Below are 22,080 nucleotides of genomic sequence, written 5' to 3' on the forward strand. Positions count from 1 at the left end.
AGGTGCGCTTCAGTACCCCATCAGGCTGAGCACTTCCTTCCGGCTCCGCTCGTCGTCGCGGAAGGTCCCCATCATCCGGCTCGTCACCATCTGCACGCCCGGAGTCCGTACGCCGCGCGCCGTCATGCAGGCGTGGCTCGCCTCGATCACGACGGCGACCGCATGGGGCTTGAGGTGCTCCCAGATGCACTCGGCGACTTCCGCAGTGAGCCGTTCCTGAATCTGCAGTCGGCGCGCAAATCCATGCAGCACCCGCGCCAGCTTCGAGATGCCGACGACATGGTTGTTCGGCAGGTAAGCGATCGCGGCCTTCCCGATGATGGGCGCCATGTGATGCTCACAGTGCGATTGAAACGGAATGTCCTTCAGCAGCACGATCTCGTCATAGCCGCCGACCTCTTCGAACACCCGGTCGAGATGGCGGGCCGGATCCTCCTCGTAACCGAGGCAGTATTCCTTCCACGCGCGCGCCACGCGCGAGGGCGTATCGAGCAAGCCTTCGCGCGACGGATCGTCACCCGCCCATTCGATCAGCGTACGCACCGCGTCCTGCACATTGTCCGGCACCGGCGGCTTGCCGCGGGACCTGTCTTCGTCGGGTCCGACGATACTGCTCATCTTCCAAGCCTCCGTTTGATCTTCTGCTGCGCCCTCCGCAGCCGCCCGCCCTTACGAAAGAGTCCGCCCTTCGAATAGGGCTCGAACATCTCACCAGGTGTTTCGGGATCCAGAATGGCCGATTCGGCCAGTGTCTTTTCCGTGTCGCTGAGTTCGGGCACTTCGTAGATCTGCAAGGTCCGGTTGCGCGACATGTCGAGTGAATCGACCATCGCCGCCATCGAGCCGTGCTTGTCGAGCAGTTCTGCTACCTCATCGATCTCGAGGCCATTATGCTCGGCGAGCAGCGAAAGCCGCAGCCCCCGTATCTGCTCCTTACAATGTGCATTGGCCGGGCGCTCGGCATCGATGAACAGGTCGCATTCGCTGTCGAGCCCAAGGGAGCGGTTGTTGATGTTCGCTGAGCCGATCCGCAGAATCTCGTCGTCGACGATCATGATCTTCGCATGGACGTAGATCGGCGTGATACCGGAATAAGGGTTCCAGATCGTGAAGCGTCCGTGCTTGTCCGTCTCGCGCAAGGCCGACACCAGCTGTGCACGGGCGTGATCCATCGCTTGCTGTTCGAGCCAGCCGTCTGCGTTCTGCGGATGGACTATGAAAATCTCGGGCGGGTCGTCTTCTTCCAGCCGTTCGCTGATGGCTTCGGCAACCACGCGCGAGGCGAAATACTGGCTTTCGGCGTAAATGAATTTCTTAGCGCGCTTAATATGCCTGACGAAGAGGTCGCGGACTTCCATGACCTCCTCCCAGTCGCGGTGTTTCGCCCGCGTTCTGGCGATGCCGATCTCGACATTCTCGAACCCCACATCGAGTCCTTCGGGCCACAGACTTTCCTGTTCGCTTTCGACCGGACCTAGATCCTTGCCGCCGGCCCTTATCCAGCGGTCCCGGCCGAGTTCGCTCAAGGCCTTGGCGACATCGCCCTCGATCATCATCGTCGCGTCGTGCCACGGTCCGTAGGATGTCCCGCGGGGCCGGCGGCGCCGCTCGTCATGTTCCAGGTGCTCGCGCGTATCCCACCGGTGCGTCGTCATGTCGATCCCGCCGCAGACCGCCAGCTTGTCGTCGATCACGACAATCTTCTGATGATGGCTGCAGCCGATCGGATGCGCCGTATCGAACTTGAAATCGATCTGCCGGTTGGGGAACCACCGCATCAGGTCCACCGTCATCGAGCCGCGCGACACGAATTTGAGTACCCCGACGCTCCATTTGAGGATCTTGATCTCGAGATCGTCGTTATGGCGCGCGAGCCACAGAACGAAGCTGCCGAGGCGCGAGGGATACTTGCGCCGGTACGTCTTCTGCCACCATCTGCGCCCCTGCGTGAGATGGATGCGCGTGTCGAAGTCCCATCCGATCAACAGGATACGTTTGCGCGCCTGCAGCATCGCCGCCTGCATGACGGAAAAGTAGTCCGCCGCATCAATGATGACGCGGGCGCGGTCTGCCTTTTCGTAACGCCAGACACCCGGCTCGACGCTATGTTCGAGCCGGGTTACGTTCTTGTCCGTCTTGTGAGTTTCGCCCCCCGGCGTTTCCTTAGCTACGCCCCTACTCCTTTGCGTCCTCTTTCTTTTCCGGTGTAACTTCTGCTTCTTCCGCTTCCTCTTCCTTGCGGCGATTGAAGACGCTGCGCATGTGCTCGCGGTCTTCGTCGGTCAGATGCTCTTCGAAATCCGGAAAATGGTCTTCTTCTTCTTCGTTGATATGATGGCGGTAGTCATGATCCAACTGCTTGAACTTCGTCATCCATGCGCTTGACGACATGTCGGTAGCGGCCAGATCGTTAAGGGCTTCTTCGATTTCATGGTGCTCCGCAACGGAGTGCCGTGTTTCGTCCGTGGTAGGCGGCTTACGCAGCATGGTCGAGTACAATGCCTGTTCTTCCGCCGCAGCGTGACTTTTAAGCTCCTTCGTCAGCGATTCGAACAACGACGAGCGTTCGTCGCTCTCCCCGCTGGTGTCCATAAGTTTAGACAGAAGCTCGCGGTGCGTATCGTGATCCTCTTTCAGACGTGCAAATATGTCTTCCGAACCTGCCATGTGTAATTCCCTGTTCTAGGCCTATCGTTTCCTCTTCAACAGGTCAGCCCGATCGCGGTTCCGTGCCTTGCGCGGACCAAGCGCCACTATCATATCGAAGTGATGGAAAAGCCCGCAAGCATGCCAAGCGTCGAGGAAATGGAAGCGATCGCACGCCGGGCGCTGCTTTCACTGCCCGATACGTTTCTCGAGCATCTCGGCGATATCGTGCTGCAGGTTGAGGATTTCGCTACCACCGAACAGCTTTCGGCGGTCGGCCTGTCGAACAAGTGGGATCTGAGCGGCCTGTACCAAGGCCACCCGGTCTCGCTGCAATCGGTTTGGGCCAGCGGCGACCTTCCACCGCGTATCTGGCTTTTCCGACAGCCGATCCTGGCCGAGCACCGAGCGACCGGCGAGGATCTGGTCCATCTCATTCGGCATATCGTCATCCACGAAGCGGGGCATCACTTCGGCTTCAGCGACGAAGACATGCATCGTCTCGAAGACGAGCCACGTTAACGGTTCGACCGAAACCGGAAACTGTAGGGAAAGTTGGCGCGCCCGGAAGGATTCGAACCTCCGGCCACCTGATTCGTAGTCAGGTACTCTATCCAGCTGAGCTACGGGCGCGCTTGGAAGGCGGCACATAGAAAGGTCCCTTTGTGTTGGCAAGGGCTAGAGGTGACTTTCATGGCATTAATGACAAGTCGGTCCGCGCAGCGATCTGTTTAAGAAGCGCGCCATCGAGCGGCGGCATTTCCAGCCGACCTGCTTCCGCCACGGAAAACCATCCGATTTCGGCGCCCGGCACCGGCTCGGGTTCGCCGAGCCAGCTTCGGCATATGTAAAGAAGTATGACAATCGGCACTCGGACGTTCTCGCGGTTACTCTCCGCGAAGCCGGCTGGGATTGAATTGTGTCGAATGAGATCGAGTTGGAGCTCTTCCTTAATCTCCCTGACCAGCGCTCCTGCCGGCGTTTCGCCAGCTTCCACTTTCCCACCGGGAAATTCCCAAAGCCCCGCATGATCTTTCCCGGGCGGCCGCTTCTGCAAGAGAAACCTGCCGTCTTGCCTTATCAGCGCTGCGGCGACGACAGTCAGGAATGTCGGAATATTTTCCAGTTTACCATACTCGCTCAAGATTTTCTTAACGGATCAAGCCGTAATTTGCTTCTCGTCAGTTCGAGGACGTTTGGAGCAACGGGCACATGAAAACAATTTTGAAGAGTTTTCGCCAAGACGAATCCGGTGCGACGGCAGTCGAATACGGGCTGATATTGGCGATGATCTGTATCGCAGCACTCGTAGCGTTTTCAAACGCCGGAACCGCCGCCGCCAATATGTGGAACGGTAGCAGCAATACCATCATCGCAGCGACCGAAAAGGCAAAGTCGTAACGAAGATTCGCAATTAGGATTTTCTAAACGGGTACGAATTAGAACGAATCTTGCTTGATCCGACCAGTCGGAAAACAGCCGGGTAAGAAGACCAGAACCAGGAGACTAAATATGACGATTTTTCAGAAACTGATCCGCGACGAAGACGGCGCAACGGCAATCGAATACGGCCTGATCGCTGCCCTTATCGCAGTCGCTGCCATCACCGCCATGGGCGCTCTCGGCAACAACCTCAGCAACACCTTCAACACCGTTTCGGGTGAAATGGAAACCGCTAACAACGCTGGCGAAAGCGGCGACGAAGGCGCATAAGTCTAGCTTATACGAACACCGAGCGGTCGGGGGTAACCCCGGCCGCTTTTTTGTGTCCCGTAAAAACGCGCGGTAAGTAATTTTACGTATCCCGTTGCTTACGCGTTCGACAGGGCTGCGCCGGTAATCAATTCCCAACGTAATCATCATCGCAGTTGGGAAATTGGTATGAGTTTACTTGGTAGGCTACTTCGCGACCAAAACGGCCAAGCGGCTTACGAGCTCGGTCTCCTGATCGGATTCATCGCCCTGTCGCTCCAGCCGGCGTTGGAAAGCATAGAGACCTTACTTAGCGAACGTTTGGCGCCGATTGCTCAAGCGCAAACCGGCAAATACGCAGCAGACGAACCGCCAAGACTGCAGCCTGCCTTCTTCGAAGTCGAAGAAGCTGAGGCGATTGCGAGCACTCAGATTGCTCAAGACCGGCGGCAACATGCTGCCGGTCCCGAGGCTGCCGGAAATTACTGGCCGCGGACGACCAGCTTGACCTTCTGACCGACCTGCAATTGCTGGTCCGCCGTCAGACCGTTAAGGACCCGGAACCGTTCTACCTGTCCACGGTCGTATGCCATACGCCGAGCCAATTCGCTGACGGTGTCGCCCGCTTTCACCGTGTAGACGTCGAGAACGCGTGGAATCACACCGGCCGCCTCGTTCTGACTGATGCGGCGCATCGAATTGAACAGTGATCCGAACACGTTCGAGCGGCCCGCCGGCGTGACCGCCTGGAAGTGATAGGCTCTATCGTCCGAAAATTCATAGGCGAAAACGACGAGGTCGACTTGGGTCTGACCATTATTGACACGCGCGGTACCATACGCCGCGGGCAAGCCGTTGACGGTGGTGCGCTGAATGCTCTGCGGGGCAAGCTGCTGCTGCTCGCCGCCGATCTTCGCGAAGACCGAGCGAACGTAGTTTTCGAGATTGCCGTTGTAAGGCGCGAGCGTAAACTGCGCTTGGCCGGTCTGGCCGTTGATACCTACCGCCGTAGTCGAGTTGACCATGTAGTACCCGTCCGGCGCAGTGAAGGTCAGTCGCAAATCCGGGTGAATGAAGCGCTGCCCCTCGATCACGCCCTGGTCCGGATCGTCTCCATAAGTGAGTCCGTCGATGCGGGTCAGAAACGTGTCGCGGTTCGTAATGCCGTCGCCAAGCCCTTGCGCTTTCTGAAGTGCGGACTGCACGCGGCTGGCCGGATCGGGGTGCGTCGAGGCCCACTCGGGCAATGTGGCATCGCCGCGGCCCTGAAGCTGCGCATCGAGTTGATTTTGCAGCGCTAGCGAGCGCAGCACGGTGCTCATTGCCTTGGGATCGTATCCCGCACTGTCGAGATACTGGATGCCGAGCGTATCGGCCTCGAGTTCCTGGCTACGCGAGTAGCTGAGCGTCAACAGTTGCGAACCCTGGAGAAAACCGCGCGACAGCGTGTCGCCTAGCGGGTTGTTACCGAGCAAGACGCCCGACAAGATTGCACCCGCGGCTCCGAGCAATGAATTACGCTGGGCGCGCTGCTGTCGCCGCTGCGAATGGCGTGCCGCGACGTGCCCGACTTCATGTCCGAGAACCGCGGCAAGTTCCGCCTCGTTGTTCATGAGTGTGACGAGCTGGCGAGTGGTGTAGACGTAACCACCAGGTATCGCGAAAGCGTTGTTAATCGGGCTATTGACGAGTGAGACCGTAAAATCGGTCCGCGCGTTCGCAAGCCCGGATTCGACCGCAATATTCTGCCCGACCTGTTCGACATAGGCCGCCTGCGGTCCTGTCATGCGCCCGCCGAACTCGGCAAGTAGCTGCGGATGATACTCGGCGCCCTGCTGCGCCTCGCTCTGGGTGATCGGTGCTGAGGAATCCGGGATCGGCCCGCCCATCGCGCATCCAGAAAGTGCCAGCGGCAAGGCTGAAGCGGCCGCGAGTATAGTCGATTTGCGCGCAATTTTACGGATAGTGGTCATGGCAATCTCCCGTTTCGCGCAGAGCGCCGGAACGCGCCATGAACAGACATGGCAAATCCCGCGCCTAGGCGCATAGAATGTCTAGGGAAACAGTGTCGCTCGCGCTTTTTGGTTCCCGCGAGACGCGCGGGCGGGTGCTTTCACCTAACCGGAAATCGACAGAAAACGATCTTCGCGCTGCCGTATCACTTGTTCGCTCGACATGGCCGCGAGCGAGGCGAGCTCCGTCTCCAACGCTTCGCCCAGCAACTCGCCGGCCAGCGTATGGTCTCGGTGCGCTCCGCCCGAGGGTTCCATCACAATCCGATCGATCACGCCGAGCTTTTCGAGATCGTGCGAGGTGACTTTCATCGCCTGTGCTGCGTCCGAGGCCTTTTCCGCCGTTCGCCAAAGGATCGAGGCGCACCCTTCGGGCGATATGACAGAATAGACAGCGTGTTCCAGCATCAGGACCCGGTTCGCGCTGGCTAGTGCAACCGCTCCGCCCGAACCGCCTTCGCCAACGATTGCGGCCACCATTGGTACCGGCAAAGCGAGGCACGCTTCGGTCGAGCGGGCGATCGCTTCGGCCTGCCCCCGTTCCTCGGCTTCGATTCCCGGAAAGGCTCCCGAGGTGTCGACCAGCGTTATGACCGGAAGGCCGAACCGTCCGGCTAGTTCCATCAACCTGATCGCTTTTCGGTAGCCTTCGGGTTTGCCCATCCCGAAATTATGCCTCAAACGGCTTTCGGTATCATGGCCCTTCTCGTGTCCGATCAGCATGACGCGGCGATCGCCGAGCTTCGCGAACCCGCCGAGAATCGCTTCGTCCTCGCCGTAGTAACGATCCCCGCCGAGCGGCAGGAAATCATCGAACGTATGCTCGACATAGTCGCGGAAATGCGGGCGCCTAGGATGCCGAGCAACCTGCGTTTTCTGCCACGGGGTGAGCGAAGCATAAGTCGATGCGAGCAAAGCCGCGCTCTTGATTTCCAGGCGGCTGATCTCGCTGGAAATATCGACGCTATCGTCTTCGGCGCTGCTGCGAAGTTCTGCGATACGCGCTTCGAGCTGCGCGACCGGCTTTTCGAATTCGAGATATCCGTTCATCGCTCGCTCGCTAGGGCCTCGCATCTTTTTGCGCAAGTGACCGGTCGGCCAGCGGATGGCGCTCGTTTACGATCGCGACCAGACGAGCCGAATCAACATGGGTGTAGATTTGCGTGGTCGCGATATCTGCATGTCCGAGCATGGCTTGCAGAGCGCGCAAATCCGCCCCGCCCTCCAGCAGATGGGTGGCGAAAGCGTGTCGCAAAACGTGCGGGCTGACCTTCGACGGAGGAAGGTCGGCGCGCACCGCAAGTTCCTTTAGTAACTGGAACAGGCGTACGCGGCTCAGATGCGACTTCCGCGAGGGAAAGAGGAACCGCGTCGTTCCCTCTCTTACCGCCAGCCAGCGCGACAGGGCTTTCACGGCGCGGTTGCTGACCGGCACCAGCCGCGACTGTCCACCCTTCCCGGTCACGGTCAGCAGCGGAGCGTCGCGCGGTACAGCCGATACTGGAAGCGAAACGAGTTCGCTGGCGCGCAAACCCGAACCGTAGAGCAGTTCGATTAGGGCAAGTTGCCGGACCTTCGCCGGCTGCTCGCTTTCGGCCTCGGCCTCGGCCTGTTCGAGGAGACGAGTGACTTGCGCGACCGACAGTATTTTTGGCAACGATCGGCGCATTTGCGGGCGCTCCAACGATGCGCTCGGGTCATCGCCACGGTATCCTTCATCCTGAAGAAAGGCATAGAACTGACGAAGCGCAGAAATCTTGCGTGCCACACTCGACGGCGCCAGTTCGCGCCAAGCGTGAGGGAGCGCGCCCAGCTCTCTCGCATCGACCGACCTGAGATTACCGACGATTTCAGCTGCCTGCGATAAATCCCGTCCGTAGGCCGCGATCGTATTGGCAGACGCTCCGCGTTCCGATGCAAGCATGGCGAGGAAATCGCCGATCGCCGCGGTGCTCACCGGCAACCTTTCAAGACGAAGTGCTCAGGCGCGGGCAATCGCTTCGGCAGCGATCATCCGGGCCTCGGCATTGAGCCCGACCTGATCGAGCGAGCGCACGATATGAAACAAGTGACGCGGCGTCATCCGTTCCCAGCTTTCCCCTTGCATTCCTAGTGCGGCAAGCAAGATCACCATTCCGCGGTTATCGGTCGCCGCTGCTTGCTGGATAAGGCGGACCCACTTCGTATCGCCGCCCAGCGTCATTTGGAGCCGTTCGGCGAAGTCAGCTGCATCGCCTTCGTCAAGCCGTCCCAGCCCTGCCAGTGCGGCCACGGCAAATTTCGATCTGCGCTGCGCAGCGCTTCCGTCTTCGTCTAGGAAGCTGTCCACATCGCCTGAGCTTACAGAGCGGTCGCCGGGCGCTCCTGCCGCGAGCAGCATCCAGGCTTGGCTCCCGTCGTCGACGACATCGGACCAGGCGATCGCATTGCGGTCGAGCCCCGCGGACAGCATGGCTGCAATCAGCGACCCGGCGTCCTGAGCAAAGGCAGGCGAGACCGGCAGGCGCGCCGCCGCGTACGCCGTAAGTACGAAGCGCGCGTAGCTGTCGTCCACGATGCCGACCGCGTCGCTGGTCCAAATCGTTCGCAATGCCTCCATTCTTGCGGCAGGTGCCGAAGCGACGTAGGCGTTGCGAAGCGTCTGCGCGGTTTGGGTCGCGCCCTCGTCGGTCAATCCGAAGGCATAGGCCTGTGCATACAGATCGATCAGAGCCTGCGAGGAAAGAATGCCCTCTTTTGCCGCCAGCGATGCACCCGCCAGCCGCTGTTCTGCGGGAAGCATCGGTGCGCGTGCCGCGACGCGCTGATAATATGGACCAGCACCTTCGACGAGCCCCTCGGGTATTTCGTCGCCGACTGCGACGGCCAGGGCATAACGGAACGGAGTGAGGGTCTCCACGCCGTCCCACTCTACATTGACCGCGCGGCGCGAGCGTCCCGCCGCACCGGCATAACGCTGCGCCAACAACGCATCGATACGTTCCGCGTTGCCGCCCCGCATCAAGCGCTGCAAATCCGTCTGCGCGCGGGTTTCTTCGCCTGCGAAAGCGTTGCAGATCGATTGGAGCATCCGCCACTGCGCATCTTCGCGCGAGGTGCCCTGAAGGGTTACGGCTGGGCAAATCCCGATCAGGTCGGCGGTGCCGACATAGGCGTCGATCGCGACGTCGGTCATGGCTGCGTTCCATTCACCCGCATCGACCGACTGAACGAGAGAACGTGCCGGAACAAACTCGCCAATGCGGTTGAGGACCCCCGCCCGCAGCGCGGCGAACTGGACGGGGTCCATTTCTTGGGGCGCGGCCAGCCGGCTCGTCAGAGCCCGCCGCAGCAAGATATGCCCCCAGCGCGATACGAGCGGTTCGCGAATGCCTGTCAGGATTGCGCTTACGAGCTCCGGCGATTGACCTGCGAATGTCTGGCTCGGCAGCCCGCCGGCATCAGTTCCAGTCACGCCAACGCGCGTCAGCGAGCGGCGCGCAGCGGGCGGAATATCGAACTTCGGCCTCAGGCCAAGCAATTCGTCCAGCTCGTCGGTCGACAGGTTCTCGAGTTCTGCAGCGCTCGGTAACCGGTCCAGCAGGTCGTCCGGAATATCCGTAGACGGTGGCGAAGGAGCAGGCGCCGGGGACGCCTCGTTCGGCTGTGACGGTATCGGCTGGACGACCGCGCCGCCCTGCGAGGGAACGGGCGAACGTTGCACTTCGGGCGACGATGGGCTCGGCGCTGGTGCCGGTGCGGCTGTCGGGCTCGGCGAAGGATTTCCAAAACCGGGCGGCAGTAGCGACGTAGGCGCATCCTGCGCCATCACCAGCCCGCCGTTCGCAGCCAGCAAAGCAGCACCGGCTGCGCCGATCATCGCAAAGCTTCGCCATTTCCGCATCATTTCCAAACTTCCCTAACCAGCTCGACCAAGCGCAGTCTGCCCCTCACCCGGCACGACGGGAACTGTGCCGTCTTGCTCAGGCAGTTCAAGGGTCCTTTCAACCGGACGGATTGGCTCCCGTCCCCCGTCGAGCCATGCAAGGAACAGTATCAGAAACACAAGACCCGTCAGAACCAGCGCTATACGTCCGGCTGTCCATCCGGACCATATCCGCTTACTCATCCCGGCCAACCATACCCATGCATCACTTGCGCCGCGTCTAGCCGATCTATAGGCGAACGGGCAATGTCCAAGTCCCGCAAACCAGACGAATTCCTACATGTCGCGCCGCCGGGACCGAGCGAAATCGCGGCAATCTGCGACCGGATCGACAAACCTGTTGTCCTGATCGGCCTGATGGGGGTGGGTAAGAGCACGGTCGGAAAGCGCCTTGCAAATCTCATGGAACGCACTTTCTGCGACGCCGATACGGAAATCGAAGAGGCTTCGCAGATGTCCATCTCCGAGATTTTCGCCGAGTTCGGGGAAGCGTATTTTCGTGACGGAGAGCGGCGGGTCATCGCACGGCTGATGGAGGAGGAGCCGGGTGTCATCGCCACCGGAGGCGGTGCATTCATGCAAGCCGAAACCCGAGAATTGATACTCGAACGCGGCATTGCAGTATGGCTCGACTGCGACATCAGGACGCTGGTCGAACGGACCGCGCGCCGCGATACGCGCCCGCTTCTGAAAGATGGCGATCCCGAAGCGATCCTGCGCAAATTGTACGAGGACCGAGCACCGATCTATGCGGAGGCACCGGTTCACGTGAGAACTTCGGACGCCCCCCACGCGAAAACCGCACTCAACATTCTGGAAGCGATCGACCGATGGCTTTAAACGTAACGAACCGCGTTCAGGTCTCGCTCGCCGGTCGAAGCTACGAAGTCGTTGTCGGAACCGGACTGCTCGACGATGCAGCCGCGCACGCACGGCAGTTCTTCGGGAAAAAGACGGTTCCCATCGTAGCCGATCGCAACGCGAAAGATGCACATGGCGAGCGACTGTCACGCTCGCTCGCTACCGCAGGTTACGAGACCCGCTGGTATACGGTCGAACCGGGCGAAGGCTCAAAAAGCTGGGAAAGTCTGGCGCGGCTTACCGATTGGCTGCTCGATCAAGGCGTCGAACGCGGCGATCATGTCTTCGCGCTGGGCGGCGGCGTAGTGGGCGACCTGACCGGCTTTGCCGCAGCCATACTGAAGCGCGGCTGCGGTTTCGTGCAGCTGCCGACGACGCTGCTTGCCCAAGTAGACAGTTCGGTCGGCGGAAAGACGGCGATCAACACCGCGGCGGGCAAGAACCTGGTAGGAGCGTTCCATCAGGCAGCCTTGGTGCTCGCCGATATCACCGCCCTCACGACCTTGCCGCAGCGAGAAATGCGCGCGGGCTATGCAGAAGTTCTGAAATACGGTGTGCTTGGCGACCGCGAGTTCTTCAGTTGGTGCGAGAACAACGGCGAGGCTCTCCTAGCTGGCGATGAAAACCTGCTGCAAGAAGCAGTGACCCGGTCGGTTCAGGCGAAAGCGCGGATCGTGGCAGAGGACGAGCGCGAGACTAGCGGAACGCGGGCGCTGTTGAACCTGGGGCACACCTTCGGCCATGCACTCGAGGCGGAAACGGGGTTCGGCGATAGACTGCTCCACGGCGAGGCGGTCGCACTCGGAATGGTGCTGGCGGCCCGTTACTCCGCGCGGATCGGCAACGTAACAACGGGCGATGCGCAGCGCATTACGCGGGCAGTCGACATGGCTGGGTTACCGTCGGAAATTAGCGCGCTCGGTTTGTCATGCAGCGGCGAACGGCTGGCGGCGCATATGCTGCATGACAAGAAGATGACCGGCGGCACCCTGCCTTTCGTACTGCTGCGCGGGATCGGCGATGCGTATCTCGATAAATCGGTCGAACTCGAAGACATCGCCGCCTTCCTCGACGAACAACTGATCGCTCACTAGCCCTTCGGTGGAGGCTCGTCAGGAACGCTAGCAAGGGCCGACCCGTTTCCGGCAGAATCTTCGCTGATAATCGAAAACGAACCGTCGCTCTCCAGAACGACCCAAGCCACGGCCGAGCGGTCCCCCAACCCGTGTTTACGGATTGCGGCGTCCACCTCGACCTCGGTAATGCGTTCGTCCTTCATGGTCGTATGGTTATAGGTTCCGTGCTGCAGCAACAGCCGCGGTTCGGAGCGGATGAGCCTACGTAAAGGCTTCCAGCGAACCGACAATCGCGCCACCAGCCACTGCAAACCGATAAGCATGACGAACGCCGTCATGCCTTCGGATAGAGCGACATCCTGCGACAGAAGGATCGTGGCCAGCGTGGAACCCAACGCAACGGTGACAACGAAGTCGAAGACGTTCAATTTCGACAAGGAACGCTTGCCGCTTACGCGCAGCACGATGATCAGACCGACGTATGCGGTCGCCGATGCGATTACCGTACGCAGCAGTCCCGGCCAGCCGCCGAAAAAGATCGAATTCCAGTCCATGCACCAGTTTCAATGACCCGACCCACCCATTCGGTCCCGGACTTAACATGAATTGGTCGGCGAGTACTCCAGGTCGCGAATATCCTTGTCTGTTGCGAAGGTTCAGGCGCTTGCGCTCGGACGAACAGACACGCGCTCGTGCCAGCCGCGCAGGTTTTCGCAATCATCAGGAGCGGCGCACCCGGCGAATTCCGCGAAGTCGTAAGCCGTCAGTAGTAGTATGTCGGCCGCGCTGAAGGTGTCGCCGGCTAGAAACTCCCGCCCTTCGAGCGACGTGTCGAAGAACCGGAAAGCCGCATCGACTAGCGGCCGGTTCGTCTCGCCCCACTCGGTGTTACGGATCGGCAGCCGGGTCGTGAACGGATGAGTGTGGACCCAGACTTGGCCTATGGGCGTCATCAGAACCATTTCCACGCGGCGCATCCACATTTCGATTAAGGCGACTTCCTCAGCCGTAGTCCCGAACATCGGCGGCTCGGGCTGCAGCGCTTCGAGATAGCGCATGATCGCGACGCTTTCTGCGATTACCGTCCCGTTGCCCAGTTGAAGAGCCGGAGTCTGTCCGCGCGGGTTCAGCTTGAGGTATTCTTCGGACTTCTGTTCGCGGTCGGGGATCGAGATGGTCTGCGTCGGCAGGTCGATACCCTTCTCGGCAGCGAAGATGCGAACGCGGCGCGGGTTCGGCGCCGGGTTCGGACTATCGAAAAAGAGCATCGCTTCGTTTCTCCCGTAGGCCTAATCCGCTCGTAGCGGCGGATGCTGATCGTTATTTGCCTTTGAATTCGGCCTTGCGCTTCTGCAGGAACGCCACCGCCCCCTCGCGCGCATCCTCGCTGCTGCCTGCCTTGCGCTGTCCCTTGGCTTCGCCATGAAGCGCGGCGGCGTAATTGGTCTGGAGCGCCTGCATGAGGTTCGCGCGCATTATGCCAAGCGCCATCGTCGGACCGTTCGCCAGCCGCTGCGCCAACGCTTTCGCTTCGTCCAGCAAGGCCTCGTCCGCAACCGCCTTGTAGATCAGCCCCCACTCCTGGGCCTTTTGCGCGCCGATCTTCTCGCCGAGCAGCATCATCTCGGTGGCGCGCGCCTTGCCGACGAGCCGCGGCAGCATCCAGCTTGCTCCGCCGTCCGGCACGAGGCCGATGTTGACGAATGCTTGCAGGAAATATGCGCTTGATCCCGCGATTACGAAGTCGCTGGCAAGCGCGATCGAGCAGCCGATGCCCGCCGCCGGACCGTTCACCGCCGCGACGATCGGAACCGGGCATTCCGCCATTTCGACCATCAGCGGATTGTAGCGCATCGAGAGCGAATCGTAGGCACCGCGCCCGCCCATGCCTTTTGCGTTGTCGCGTCCCGAGAGGTCCGCGCCTGAGCAGAACGCGCGCCCTGCTCCGGTTACGAGGAAGCAGCGCGTGTCCCTCGGCTCTGCCAGGACATCGCGTATCTCGTTCGCCATGTCGGGCGGACAAGCGTTTAGGCGTTCTGGCTGGTTAAGCGTGATGGTCGTGACCGCAGCGTCCTTGCTTATCAGTATATGTTCGTAGTCGCTCATACTTGCGCGCCTTCGGTTGGCGTTTCCATGATCTCTGTGAGCTGGCCCATCATGTCCTTCGGATGGAGGAAGAAGATAGGCGTGCCATGCGCCCCAATACGGGTGGGCCCGAGGATACGCTTGCCCTTCTCTTCGAACCAGCGCCGCGCCTCCTCGATGTCCGCGACCTCGTAGCAAACGTGGTGTTGCCCGCCGAGCGGGTTTTTTTCCATGAAGGTGTTGAGCGTGGACTTTTCACCGAGCGGCTCGATCAGCTCGATCTGCGTCCCCTCGCCGGTCGTTCCGCCAGTATCGGGCGTATCGACGAAGCAGACTTTCACGCCCTGTTCGGGCAGGTCGAACGGCTCGGTAATCTGGGTCGCACCCATGATGTCGCGATAATAGGCAACGCTGTCCGCGATCGAGGGCGTCGCGACGCCGATGTGGTTGAGACGTCCGAGTTTCATGCTTCCACCTATTTTTCCCGCACTAAATCTTAATTTTGATATGAAAGCGAACCTCATCGAAAAAGAATGCTCTCGGTTCATTTGAGAGTGGAGCGTTTTAGCCTACTCACAGCGGAATATTATCATGCTTCTTCCACGGGTTTTCGAGCTGCTTTGTCCGCAGCTTGCGTAACCCAAGCGCAATTCGCCGCCGCGTCGAGTGCGGGTAGATGACCTCGTCGATATAGCCGCGCGAGGCCGCCACGAAGGGGTTGGCGAAGCGATCCTCGTATTCCTTCGTTTTCTCGGCGATCTTCTCGGGATCGTCGCGGTCCTGCCGGAAGATGATCTCAACCGCGCCCTTCGCGCCCATCACCGCGATCTCTGCCGTCGGCCAGGCGTAATTGAGGTCGCCGCGCAGGTGCTTGGACGCCATCACGTCGTATGCCCCGCCATAGGCCTTACGAGTGATGACGGTGATCTTGGGCACGGTCGCCTCGGCATAGGCGAACAGCAGCTTAGCGCCGTGCTTGATAATACCGCCCAATTCCTGGCTCGTACCGGGAAGGAAGCCGGGCACATCGACGAAAGTCAGGATCGGAATTTCGAACGCATCGCAGAAGCGCACGAAGCGCGCGGCCTTCTTCGCCGAATTGATGTCGAGCACGCCGGCAAGCACCATCGGCTGGTTCGCGACCACGCCCACCGTCCGTCCCTCGACCCGGCCGAAACCGCAGAGAATGTTCGCGGCGTGAGCGGGCTGCACTTCGAAGAAGTCGCCCTCGTCCAGCACTTTGCAAATGACCTCATGCATGTCGTAGGGCTGGTTCGCATTGTCGGGTATCAGCGTGTCGAGCGAATGCTCTTCGCGGTCCCACGGATCGCTGGTCGGGCGCTCTGGCACCTGCTCACGGTTCGATAGCGGCAGGAAGTCGAAGAAATTGCGCGTCTGAAGCAAGGTCTCGATGTCGTTCTCGAACGCCAGATCGGCAACGCTGGTCTTGGTCGTATGGACCACCGCGCCGCCTAGTTCCTCCTGCGTGACCTCCTCGTTCGTAACCGTCTTCACGACTTCCGGGCCGGTCACGAACATGTAGGAGCTGTCCTTCACCATAAAGATGAAGTCGGTCATGGCCGGGGAGTAGACCGCGCCGCCCGCGCACGGCCCCATGATCAGGCTGATTTGTGGGATGACGCCCGATGCGAGCACGTTGCGTTGGAAGACCTCGGCGTATCCGCCGAGGCTGGCGACGCCCTCCTGAATGCGCGCGCCGCCGCTATCGTTAAGGCCGATAACCGGGGCGCCGACCTTCATAGCCATGTCCATGACCTTGCAGATCTTTTCCGCATGGCGTTTCGACAGGCTCCCGCCGAATACGGTGAAATCCTGGCTGAACACGAAGACGAGGCGGCCGTTTATCGTGCCGCTTCCGGTCACCACGCCGTCGCCCGGAATGACCTGATCCTCCATGCCGAAATCGTGGCTGTCGTGCTCGACATAGGTGTCGAGTTCCTCGAAGCTTTCGTCGTCGAGCAGGATTTCGAGCCGTTCGCGGGCAGTCAGCTTGCCCTTCGCATGCTGCGCGTCGATCCGCTTCTGGCCGCCGCCCATCTTGGCAGCTTCGCGGCGACGTTCCATCTCGGCGATGTTGGCGGACATACTCTCTCCGTTTGTCTTCAGTTACCGGCGGTTAGGCAGAGGGAGCGGCAAAGGTCAATGTTGCGCGCTAGCTGCGTAGGGCGGAAATGAGGAATTCGACATTGCCTTCCGGTCCCGTGATCGGGCTGGGAACGATGCCTTGCACGGCGAAGTCTTTGCGTTCCACCCAGTCGCGCACTTCGTCACATACACGTTGATGCAGCGCCGGGTCGCTGACGACGCCTTTCTTGCCGACCTCGTGACGTTCCACTTCGAATTGCGGCTTTATGAGCGCGATCAGCCGGCATTGTCTCTGCGCGAGCGACAGCGGGACCTCGAGTACCTTCTTAAGCGATATGAAACTTGCATCGCACACCACCCAGCCAACGGGTCGGTCGATGAGGTCCGGAGTAAGAATGCGCGCGCTCGTCTGCTCAAGCACCGTAACCCGCTCGTCCTGCCGCAGCTTCCATGCGAGTTGGTTGGTGCCCGAATCCACCGCGAACAGATGCGCAGCACCGCCTTGCAGCAGAACGTCGGCGAATCCGCCGGTCGAACTGCCGATGTCCATGGCCGTCACCCCCGCCGGATCGAGGCTGAAATGCTCAAGCGCATGCGCCAGCTTGATGCCGCCTCGGCTGACCCAGGGATGGTCGCGCCCGCGAACGTCAAGCGGCGCGTCAGCGGCAATCTGTTGGCCGGGTTTGGCGAGTTTCTGCTCACCTGAAAACACGAGCCCCGCCATGACGAGCGCCTGTGCCCGGGTGCGGCTTTCGACAAGTCCGCGGTCCACAAGCATCTGGTCGAGGCGCATCTTCTTGGTCATGGACCCGAAAGCCGTTAGCGGGCATTGAGAGGCCATGAAACCGATATATCTACATCTTACCGGTGCGCTCGCGCTGAGTTTCACGCTTGCAGCCTGTATTCCTTCGGCTCCCGAACCCGCTCCGGTTCCGACCCCTACTCCCACTCCGGCGCCTGCTCCGCCGCCGCCCCCGACAGTTGTTCAGCCCGTCTACGACAACTGGATGGACGCTCCGCAGACACCGGGCGACTGGACTTATCGTAGCGAGAGCGGCAGTTCGCTCGCTTCTTTCGACCCAGCAAATGTTACGTTGCGCTGCGACCGGACGAACGGACAGATTTCGCTGATGCGCTCGGTCGAGAATGGCAGTTCTACCGCGATGACCATTCGGACTGAAACGGCCGATCGCACGTTGCAGGCCCAGCAGATGCGGGGACCGCAGATCGTCGCCACCTTGCAGGCGCGCGATCCCCTGCTTGATGCGATGGCTCTTAGCAAGGGAAGGTTCGCGATCGAAACACCGGGCGAGACCACGCTCTACCTACCGGCTTGGGCCGAGGTTACGCGCGTGATCGAGGATTGCCGCTGAGTGCTTCGCGCCAAGCGCTTCCGCGGGCCGTCAATTGTGACGTGGAAAAACTGAAATACAAGTCTTGCGAATATGCGCGCAGCGAACCAGATTACATATCAAGATCAGCGGCGAACGCGGTCTTGGGTCTCCCGGTGAACGGCAGGCTCTGGCTAAATAGCGCGAAAGGAGGTGATCCGATGTCTCATGGTTCAGCAAGGGGGTCGGTAAAGTTCCGGACGGAGCACTATTGCGGATAACGACGCAGTAGAGGTTTCCGTCGGCGGCACTTCCGGCCGCTGACCATGTTTAGGGCGGCGTCTCGCATATGCGAGGGCCGCCCTTCTCATTTGTATTGCGAAAAGCACCATTTCGAGCGCGCTTGCGGAAGATTGGGAGACATACTAACCGGTCGCTCATGGATTTCGAGCACCTCCCCCACCCGGCCCCGGTCCCCGGCGAAAGCCGTCAGCAGGCGATCGCCGACCCCGGTTTTGGCACGCTTTTCACCGACCATATGGTCGTGATCGATTACGATGCGGACAAAGGCGGGTGGCACAAAGCGACGCTCGGTCCGCGCGAGCCGATCAGCCTCGACCCGGCAGCGGCGGTGCTCCATTACGCGCAGGAAATCTTCGAGGGGATGAAAGCGTACAAGCATGCGGACGGCAGCCTCGCGCTGTTCCGTCCCGAGCAGAACGCGAGGCGCTTCAACGCTTCGGCAAAGCGTATGGCAATGCCGGAAATGCCTGAAGAACTGTTCCTCGATTCCATCCGGCAGCTTGTTTCGAAAGACAGAGACTGGGCGCCGACCGTCGAGGGCGGCGCGCTCTACCTGAGGCCTTTCATGTTCGCGAGCGAGGCCTTTCTCGGCGTGCGCCCCGCGCGCCAGTACAAATACATCCTGATAGCCTCACCGGTCGGCAATTACTTCAAATCCGGTAGCAAGTCCGTGAAAATCTGGATCAGTAGCGATTACGTGCGCGCCGCACCGGGAGGTACGGGTGCTGCCAAGACGGGCGGCAATTACGCTGCCAGCCTCGTTCCGCAAGCCGAAGGGATTGAGAATGGCTGCGACCAAGTGGTTTTCCTCGACGCGGTCGAAAAGAAATGGGTCGAGGAATTGGGCGGCATGAACCTGTTCTTCGTCATGGATAATGGGCGCGTGGTGACACCGCCGCTGACCGGTACGATCCTTCCGGGAATTACCCGCGACAGCCTGATCGAACTGCTGCGCGGAGAAGGTCTGACGGTATCCGAAGAACTCTACAGCATCGACCAATGGCAGTCGGACGCCGACAGCGGAAAGCTGCTGGAAACGCTCGCTTGCGGGACCGCAGCAGTAGTCACGCCGGTGGGCGAGGTCACTGGGAAGGACCGCAGCTTCACCATCGGCTCGGGCGGTCCGGGGCAGATCGCAACGAAGATGCGCGAGCGCCTCACCGGCATTCAGCTTGGCACAGTCGAAGACAAGTACGGGTGGGTGATGAAGGTCGGTTAAATCCGGCTTGCCTGCATGGCGAGGCGCGCGAGCATTGGGGCGAATGCAGCTGCACGCACCAGCAACCCGCCTCGCCGCCGGTGTTCTCCAATCTGCCAGATCAGCCTGGCTGCCCTGACCGGTCGCTGCGCGCGCTCGCGCAAGGCTTTCTGAAACTCGGCAGCACCGCCGCTACCGTGCGCGACCCAGCAGCGCGCCGCCATCTCACCGCTTTGCATCGCGATACCCATCCCTTCGCCCGCCAGCGAGGGAATGACGGCGCCTTGATCGCCCAGGCGATACAGTCCGGGTTCGGTTTTCGCGGCGATCCAACCGTAAGGGACCGCGCCAATCGTATCGACCTTTTCGCAGCCCGATGCGAAGGAAAGCCTGTTGGCGAAAGCCTCATTTTCCGATCCGAGCATTTGCAAAAGCTCCCAAGGGCTTCCCCCAGCTTCGGCGAGCAGGCTTTTGCGAACCGCGAGGCAGATATTCGCGCTACCGCCTTCCTGCATGACGATGCCGGCATAGCCCCTGTCGAACAGGTGCAATTCGATCCTGCCTTCGAGCAGGCGCCTAAGTTCTGAGGACGGTGCGATCCGGATGCGCAAGCCGAGCGCCGGATCCTCCGCGATACGCGGGCGTGACAATCCCCGTACGTCGTGCTTGCCCGTCGCAAGGAAGATAGCGTCTGTCCGGTAGTCGTGCCGCTCGCCCTGAACCGTTCCAACGGCGATACTACGCACGGTATCGACCGCGAACCGCGCGCCGAGTACCGCTGCCCGTTCGCGCATCGCCGTATCGAGCGCGCGCCGGGACAAGCCGAACGCGGTTTCCGGTAAAGGGGCGGTCGCGCTCCGGTCTCCTGCAAACAATGCGAGCCTATGCACGGGATGAGCACCGATGCGCGCCAAGTCGATGCCCGCATCACGAAGCCGCTTCGCGCTACGCCAACTGAGAAAGCCGCCGCATAGCGCGTCTCCGGCCTCCGCCTGCCGATCGATGACAGTGGCGCGCACGCCTGCTCTGCCGAGCGTAATTGCCGCCATGTTACCCGCCGGTCCGGCACCAACGATTAGCGGCGTTTGACCGCCGCTCACCGGATTTTCTCGACGCACAAGCGGAATGGAAACGCGCGGAAGACCCGCGCCCCGTGAACACCCGCCTCCGTTAGAAGCGGCGGCCACTCGCCAGCACGGTAAGAGCGCGCGATCGAGAGCTTTCCGTCATGCTTAACGATCGGGTGTGCCCCCATAACAGCTGCGAGGAGGGGGTAGCCGGTATAGGCAACGCCGTGCCGATGCAGGTCGTTGACGAACCATCCGGCGCTCGCTTCCTGGTCCATGAATTGGAGGAAGGTGACTAGCTGCTTGCGGGTCATGTGATGTGCGACGAGGCTCGAGACAACGCAATCGAACCGGTGTCCGGCGAGTTCGGCATAGTCGCCGGTCCTATATGTGATTGGAAGCAAAGCGGATGTCGCCTTTCGTGCGACCTCGCAGCTCTTTTCGTTCAAATCGACGCCGACGAGGTCCGCGGCGATGCCGCGCACTGCCGACCATTGCGCGATAGCGCGAAGCATATCACCATTGCCGAAGCCGACATCGAGAAGCCGGAAACTTCGTTTGCCGCCAACCGCACGTTTTAGGAAGGCGAGCGTAGGACGCGCCGCCATCGTCACTCGGTTCACGCGCGCAAGGTCGGTCAAGACCGCTTCGTAAACCTGTGGATCGAGCGCCGGGTCATCCATCAGCTCCTCGGCAATGGTGCGGCTCGCGAGCATGATCTAGGCCGCCTCCGTCCAGCCGAAATGCAGCCCTTCCATCGCCAGCCCCGGTCCGAAGGCGATGGCGACCCCGCGCTCGGGTTTGCTATGCATCATCCGTTCCAGAACGAACATGAGCGTCGATGACGACATGTTGCCGCAGCTACGCAGGATTTCACGCGAATCGTCCAATGCGCCGGGTGCAAGGTTTAGACCGTGTTGCACCCCATCGAGGATCGATCGCCCGCCGGCGTGAACGGCCCAACCGTCGATGCTTTCGGCCGGCTCGCCGCCCGTTATCCGCGCGCGAACTGTCGGATCGGCCAGCGCTGATGCGATTCGTCCTGGCACTTCGCCGGACAGGCGCATGACGAAGCCGTGATCGCTTATGTCCCAGGTGATGAGGTCTTCGCTATCGCCCAGCGCGGCGGAGATCCCTTCTCCCAAGGCAAGCCCCTCTCCGCCCGCAGTCACGATCGCCGCTGCCGCTCCGTCGCCGAATTGCGCGCCGGCAAGCAGCGGCTCCAGATCGACGGTGTCCTGGTGGTGCAACGTGCTGAGTTCGACCGTGATGACGAGGACCCGCGCGCCCGGCTCGCTACGCACGATGTGCCGCGCCGTGCGGAGCGCAGTTACGGCGGCATAGCAGCCCATGAAGCCAATCAGAACGCGCTCGATGCTCGCCGAAAGCCCTAGCCTGCGCGCGACGATCTGATCGATCCCCGGAGCTACAAAGCCGGTGCAGCTTGCTACTACCAGATGCGTCACGTCCCCCAGATCGGGAAGGCCCTCCACCGCTTTCAGAGCGAGTTCCGGCGCTTCCTTCTCGTAAATCTGCATACGCCTTGCCGTGCCCGGCGCATCGGGTCCGCCGTACAGACCCCGCCCCTCGTTGAGCTTCGCGTCTTCTTCGGACAGCACGGACCAGCGGTGCTCGATACCCGAACGCTGTGCCATACGCGCATACAAACGGGCCTCACGGGTGCCGAGAAGGCGCGTGAGCGCCCAGCGGCGGTAGTCCTGCTCGAAATCTAGCGCGGGCAGAGCAGTCGAGATTGCATTTATACGGGCCATGATGAC

Annotated in this window: 24 protein-coding genes and 1 tRNA gene; 7 read left to right on the forward strand and 18 right to left on the reverse strand. The window is 60.9% G+C overall.

Annotation, left to right across the window (positions count from 1 at the left end):
• Positions 1-9: 9 nt before the first annotated feature.
• The 3 genes from folE to HUV48_RS04305 form a co-directional block, all read right to left on the reverse strand.
• A complete protein-coding gene (folE, locus tag HUV48_RS04295; protein ID WP_176266496.1) occupies positions 10-618 on the reverse strand; it encodes a GTP cyclohydrolase I FolE in 609 nt (202 codons plus the stop codon).
• Complete coding sequence (locus HUV48_RS04300; RefSeq protein ID WP_225871503.1) at positions 615-2,012, reverse strand: phospholipase D-like domain-containing protein; 1,398 nt, start codon at positions 2,010-2,012, stop codon at positions 615-617. Before HUV48_RS04300 ends, folE begins: the two co-directional genes overlap by 4 nt.
• Before the next feature lie 163 nt (positions 2,013-2,175).
• Complete coding sequence (locus HUV48_RS04305) at positions 2,176-2,667, reverse strand: hemerythrin domain-containing protein (RefSeq protein ID WP_176266498.1); 492 nt, start codon at positions 2,665-2,667, stop codon at positions 2,176-2,178.
• 102 nt (positions 2,668-2,769) lie between these two features.
• Between HUV48_RS04305 and HUV48_RS04310 the strand changes: the two genes are divergently transcribed.
• Positions 2,770-3,168 (forward strand): metallopeptidase family protein, encoded by a 399-nt coding sequence (locus HUV48_RS04310; protein ID WP_176266499.1) that lies wholly within the window; start codon positions 2,770-2,772, stop codon positions 3,166-3,168.
• Positions 3,169-3,202: 34 nt separating this feature from the next.
• Here HUV48_RS04310 and HUV48_RS04315 read toward each other — a convergent pair.
• Together HUV48_RS04315 and HUV48_RS04320 are read right to left on the reverse strand one after the other, a co-directional pair.
• A tRNA-Arg gene (locus HUV48_RS04315) sits at positions 3,203-3,279 on the reverse strand.
• 58 nt (positions 3,280-3,337) lie between these two features.
• On the reverse strand, positions 3,338-3,790 hold the full coding sequence (locus HUV48_RS04320; protein ID WP_176266500.1) for a (deoxy)nucleoside triphosphate pyrophosphohydrolase: 453 nt from the start codon (positions 3,788-3,790) through the stop codon (positions 3,338-3,340).
• Between the two features lie 68 nt (positions 3,791-3,858).
• On the opposite strand from HUV48_RS04320, the gene HUV48_RS04325 reads away from it, so the two are divergent.
• Positions 3,859-4,047 carry a Flp family type IVb pilin gene (locus HUV48_RS04325; RefSeq protein WP_176266501.1) on the forward strand — a complete coding sequence of 63 codons (189 nt, stop codon included), beginning with the start codon at positions 3,859-3,861 and terminating at the stop codon, positions 4,045-4,047.
• Between the two features lie 111 nt (positions 4,048-4,158).
• On the forward strand, positions 4,159-4,359 hold the full coding sequence (locus HUV48_RS04330) for a Flp family type IVb pilin (protein WP_176266502.1): 201 nt from the start codon (positions 4,159-4,161) through the stop codon (positions 4,357-4,359).
• Between the two features lie 461 nt (positions 4,360-4,820).
• On the opposite strand, the gene HUV48_RS04335 is transcribed toward HUV48_RS04330, so the two are convergent.
• The 4 genes from HUV48_RS04335 to HUV48_RS04350 all read right to left on the reverse strand — a co-directional run bounded on the left by HUV48_RS04335 (position 4,821) and on the right by HUV48_RS04350 (position 10,236).
• Positions 4,821-6,311: a M48 family metalloprotease gene (locus HUV48_RS04335; protein ID WP_176266503.1), complete on the reverse strand. Its 1,491-nt coding sequence runs from the start codon at positions 6,309-6,311 to the stop codon at positions 4,821-4,823.
• Positions 6,312-6,455: 144 nt separating this feature from the next.
• Positions 6,456-7,400, reverse strand: a complete 945-nt coding sequence (locus HUV48_RS04340) for an acetyl-CoA carboxylase carboxyltransferase subunit alpha (RefSeq protein WP_176266504.1) — start codon at positions 7,398-7,400, stop codon at positions 6,456-6,458.
• 10 nt (positions 7,401-7,410) lie between these two features.
• Complete coding sequence (locus tag HUV48_RS04345; RefSeq protein WP_263970485.1) at positions 7,411-8,274, reverse strand: tyrosine recombinase; 864 nt, start codon at positions 8,272-8,274, stop codon at positions 7,411-7,413.
• Between the two features lie 57 nt (positions 8,275-8,331).
• Complete coding sequence (locus tag HUV48_RS04350) at positions 8,332-10,236, reverse strand: hypothetical protein (protein WP_225871504.1); 1,905 nt, start codon at positions 10,234-10,236, stop codon at positions 8,332-8,334.
• 285 nt (positions 10,237-10,521) lie between these two features.
• On the opposite strand from HUV48_RS04350, the gene HUV48_RS04355 reads away from it, so the two are divergent.
• Both HUV48_RS04355 and aroB read left to right on the forward strand, forming a co-directional pair.
• Positions 10,522-11,115, forward strand: coding sequence for a shikimate kinase (locus HUV48_RS04355; protein WP_176266506.1), 594 nt, complete (start codon positions 10,522-10,524; stop codon positions 11,113-11,115).
• Positions 11,106-12,230 carry a 3-dehydroquinate synthase gene (aroB, locus tag HUV48_RS04360; protein ID WP_176266507.1) on the forward strand — a complete coding sequence of 375 codons (1,125 nt, stop codon included), beginning with the start codon at positions 11,106-11,108 and terminating at the stop codon, positions 12,228-12,230. The genes HUV48_RS04355 and aroB overlap by 10 nt, the downstream gene beginning before the upstream one ends.
• Here aroB and HUV48_RS04365 read toward each other — a convergent pair.
• The 6 genes from HUV48_RS04365 to HUV48_RS04390 all read right to left on the reverse strand — a co-directional run bounded on the left by HUV48_RS04365 (position 12,227) and on the right by HUV48_RS04390 (position 17,208).
• Positions 12,227-12,766 (reverse strand): DUF421 domain-containing protein, encoded by a 540-nt coding sequence (locus tag HUV48_RS04365; protein ID WP_176266508.1) that lies wholly within the window; start codon positions 12,764-12,766, stop codon positions 12,227-12,229. The two genes, aroB and HUV48_RS04365, sit on opposite strands and share 4 nt — an antisense overlap.
• Before the next feature lie 102 nt (positions 12,767-12,868).
• Positions 12,869-13,480, reverse strand: coding sequence for a glutathione S-transferase family protein (locus HUV48_RS04370; protein ID WP_176266509.1), 612 nt, complete (start codon positions 13,478-13,480; stop codon positions 12,869-12,871).
• A 52-nt stretch (positions 13,481-13,532) separates the two neighbouring features.
• The gene (locus tag HUV48_RS04375; protein ID WP_176266510.1) at positions 13,533-14,318 is read right to left on the reverse strand and encodes an enoyl-CoA hydratase-related protein; all 786 of its coding nucleotides are present in this window, start codon (positions 14,316-14,318) and stop codon (positions 13,533-13,535) included.
• The gene (gene mce, locus HUV48_RS04380) at positions 14,315-14,764 is read right to left on the reverse strand and encodes a methylmalonyl-CoA epimerase (protein ID WP_176266511.1); all 450 of its coding nucleotides are present in this window, start codon (positions 14,762-14,764) and stop codon (positions 14,315-14,317) included. The genes HUV48_RS04375 and mce overlap by 4 nt, the downstream gene beginning before the upstream one ends.
• Before the next feature lie 106 nt (positions 14,765-14,870).
• Positions 14,871-16,403 carry an acyl-CoA carboxylase subunit beta gene (locus tag HUV48_RS04385; protein ID WP_176266512.1) on the reverse strand — a complete coding sequence of 511 codons (1,533 nt, stop codon included), beginning with the start codon at positions 16,401-16,403 and terminating at the stop codon, positions 14,871-14,873.
• Positions 16,404-16,470: 67 nt separating this feature from the next.
• Positions 16,471-17,208 carry a TlyA family RNA methyltransferase gene (locus HUV48_RS04390; protein WP_176266513.1) on the reverse strand — a complete coding sequence of 246 codons (738 nt, stop codon included), beginning with the start codon at positions 17,206-17,208 and terminating at the stop codon, positions 16,471-16,473.
• Positions 17,209-17,242: 34 nt separating this feature from the next.
• On the opposite strand from HUV48_RS04390, the gene HUV48_RS04395 reads away from it, so the two are divergent.
• Together HUV48_RS04395 and HUV48_RS04400 are read left to right on the forward strand one after the other, a co-directional pair.
• Positions 17,243-17,776: a hypothetical protein gene (locus tag HUV48_RS04395; protein ID WP_176266514.1), complete on the forward strand. Its 534-nt coding sequence runs from the start codon at positions 17,243-17,245 to the stop codon at positions 17,774-17,776.
• Positions 17,777-18,173: 397 nt separating this feature from the next.
• Entirely contained in the window at positions 18,174-19,256 is a 1,083-nt protein-coding gene (locus HUV48_RS04400) for a branched-chain amino acid aminotransferase (protein WP_176266515.1), read from the forward strand.
• Here the strand turns inward: HUV48_RS04400 and HUV48_RS04405 are convergent.
• Genes HUV48_RS04405 through HUV48_RS04415 form a run of 3 tightly spaced genes read right to left on the reverse strand, consistent with a single transcriptional unit; the run spans position 19,253 to position 22,074 of the window.
• Positions 19,253-20,335, reverse strand: a complete 1,083-nt coding sequence (locus tag HUV48_RS04405; RefSeq protein WP_217906660.1) for an NAD(P)/FAD-dependent oxidoreductase — start codon at positions 20,333-20,335, stop codon at positions 19,253-19,255. The genes HUV48_RS04400 and HUV48_RS04405 overlap by 4 nt on opposite strands.
• Complete coding sequence (locus tag HUV48_RS04410) at positions 20,332-21,021, reverse strand: methyltransferase domain-containing protein (RefSeq protein WP_404799916.1); 690 nt, start codon at positions 21,019-21,021, stop codon at positions 20,332-20,334. Before HUV48_RS04410 ends, HUV48_RS04405 begins: the two co-directional genes overlap by 4 nt.
• Positions 21,022-22,074 carry a type III polyketide synthase gene (locus tag HUV48_RS04415; protein WP_176266517.1) on the reverse strand — a complete coding sequence of 351 codons (1,053 nt, stop codon included), beginning with the start codon at positions 22,072-22,074 and terminating at the stop codon, positions 21,022-21,024.
• Positions 22,075-22,080 lie beyond the last annotated feature (6 nt).

It is taken from the genome of Qipengyuania atrilutea, from assembly GCF_013370205.1.
In the GTDB taxonomy this organism is placed as follows: Bacteria; Pseudomonadota; Alphaproteobacteria; order Sphingomonadales; family Sphingomonadaceae; genus Actirhodobacter; species Actirhodobacter atriluteus.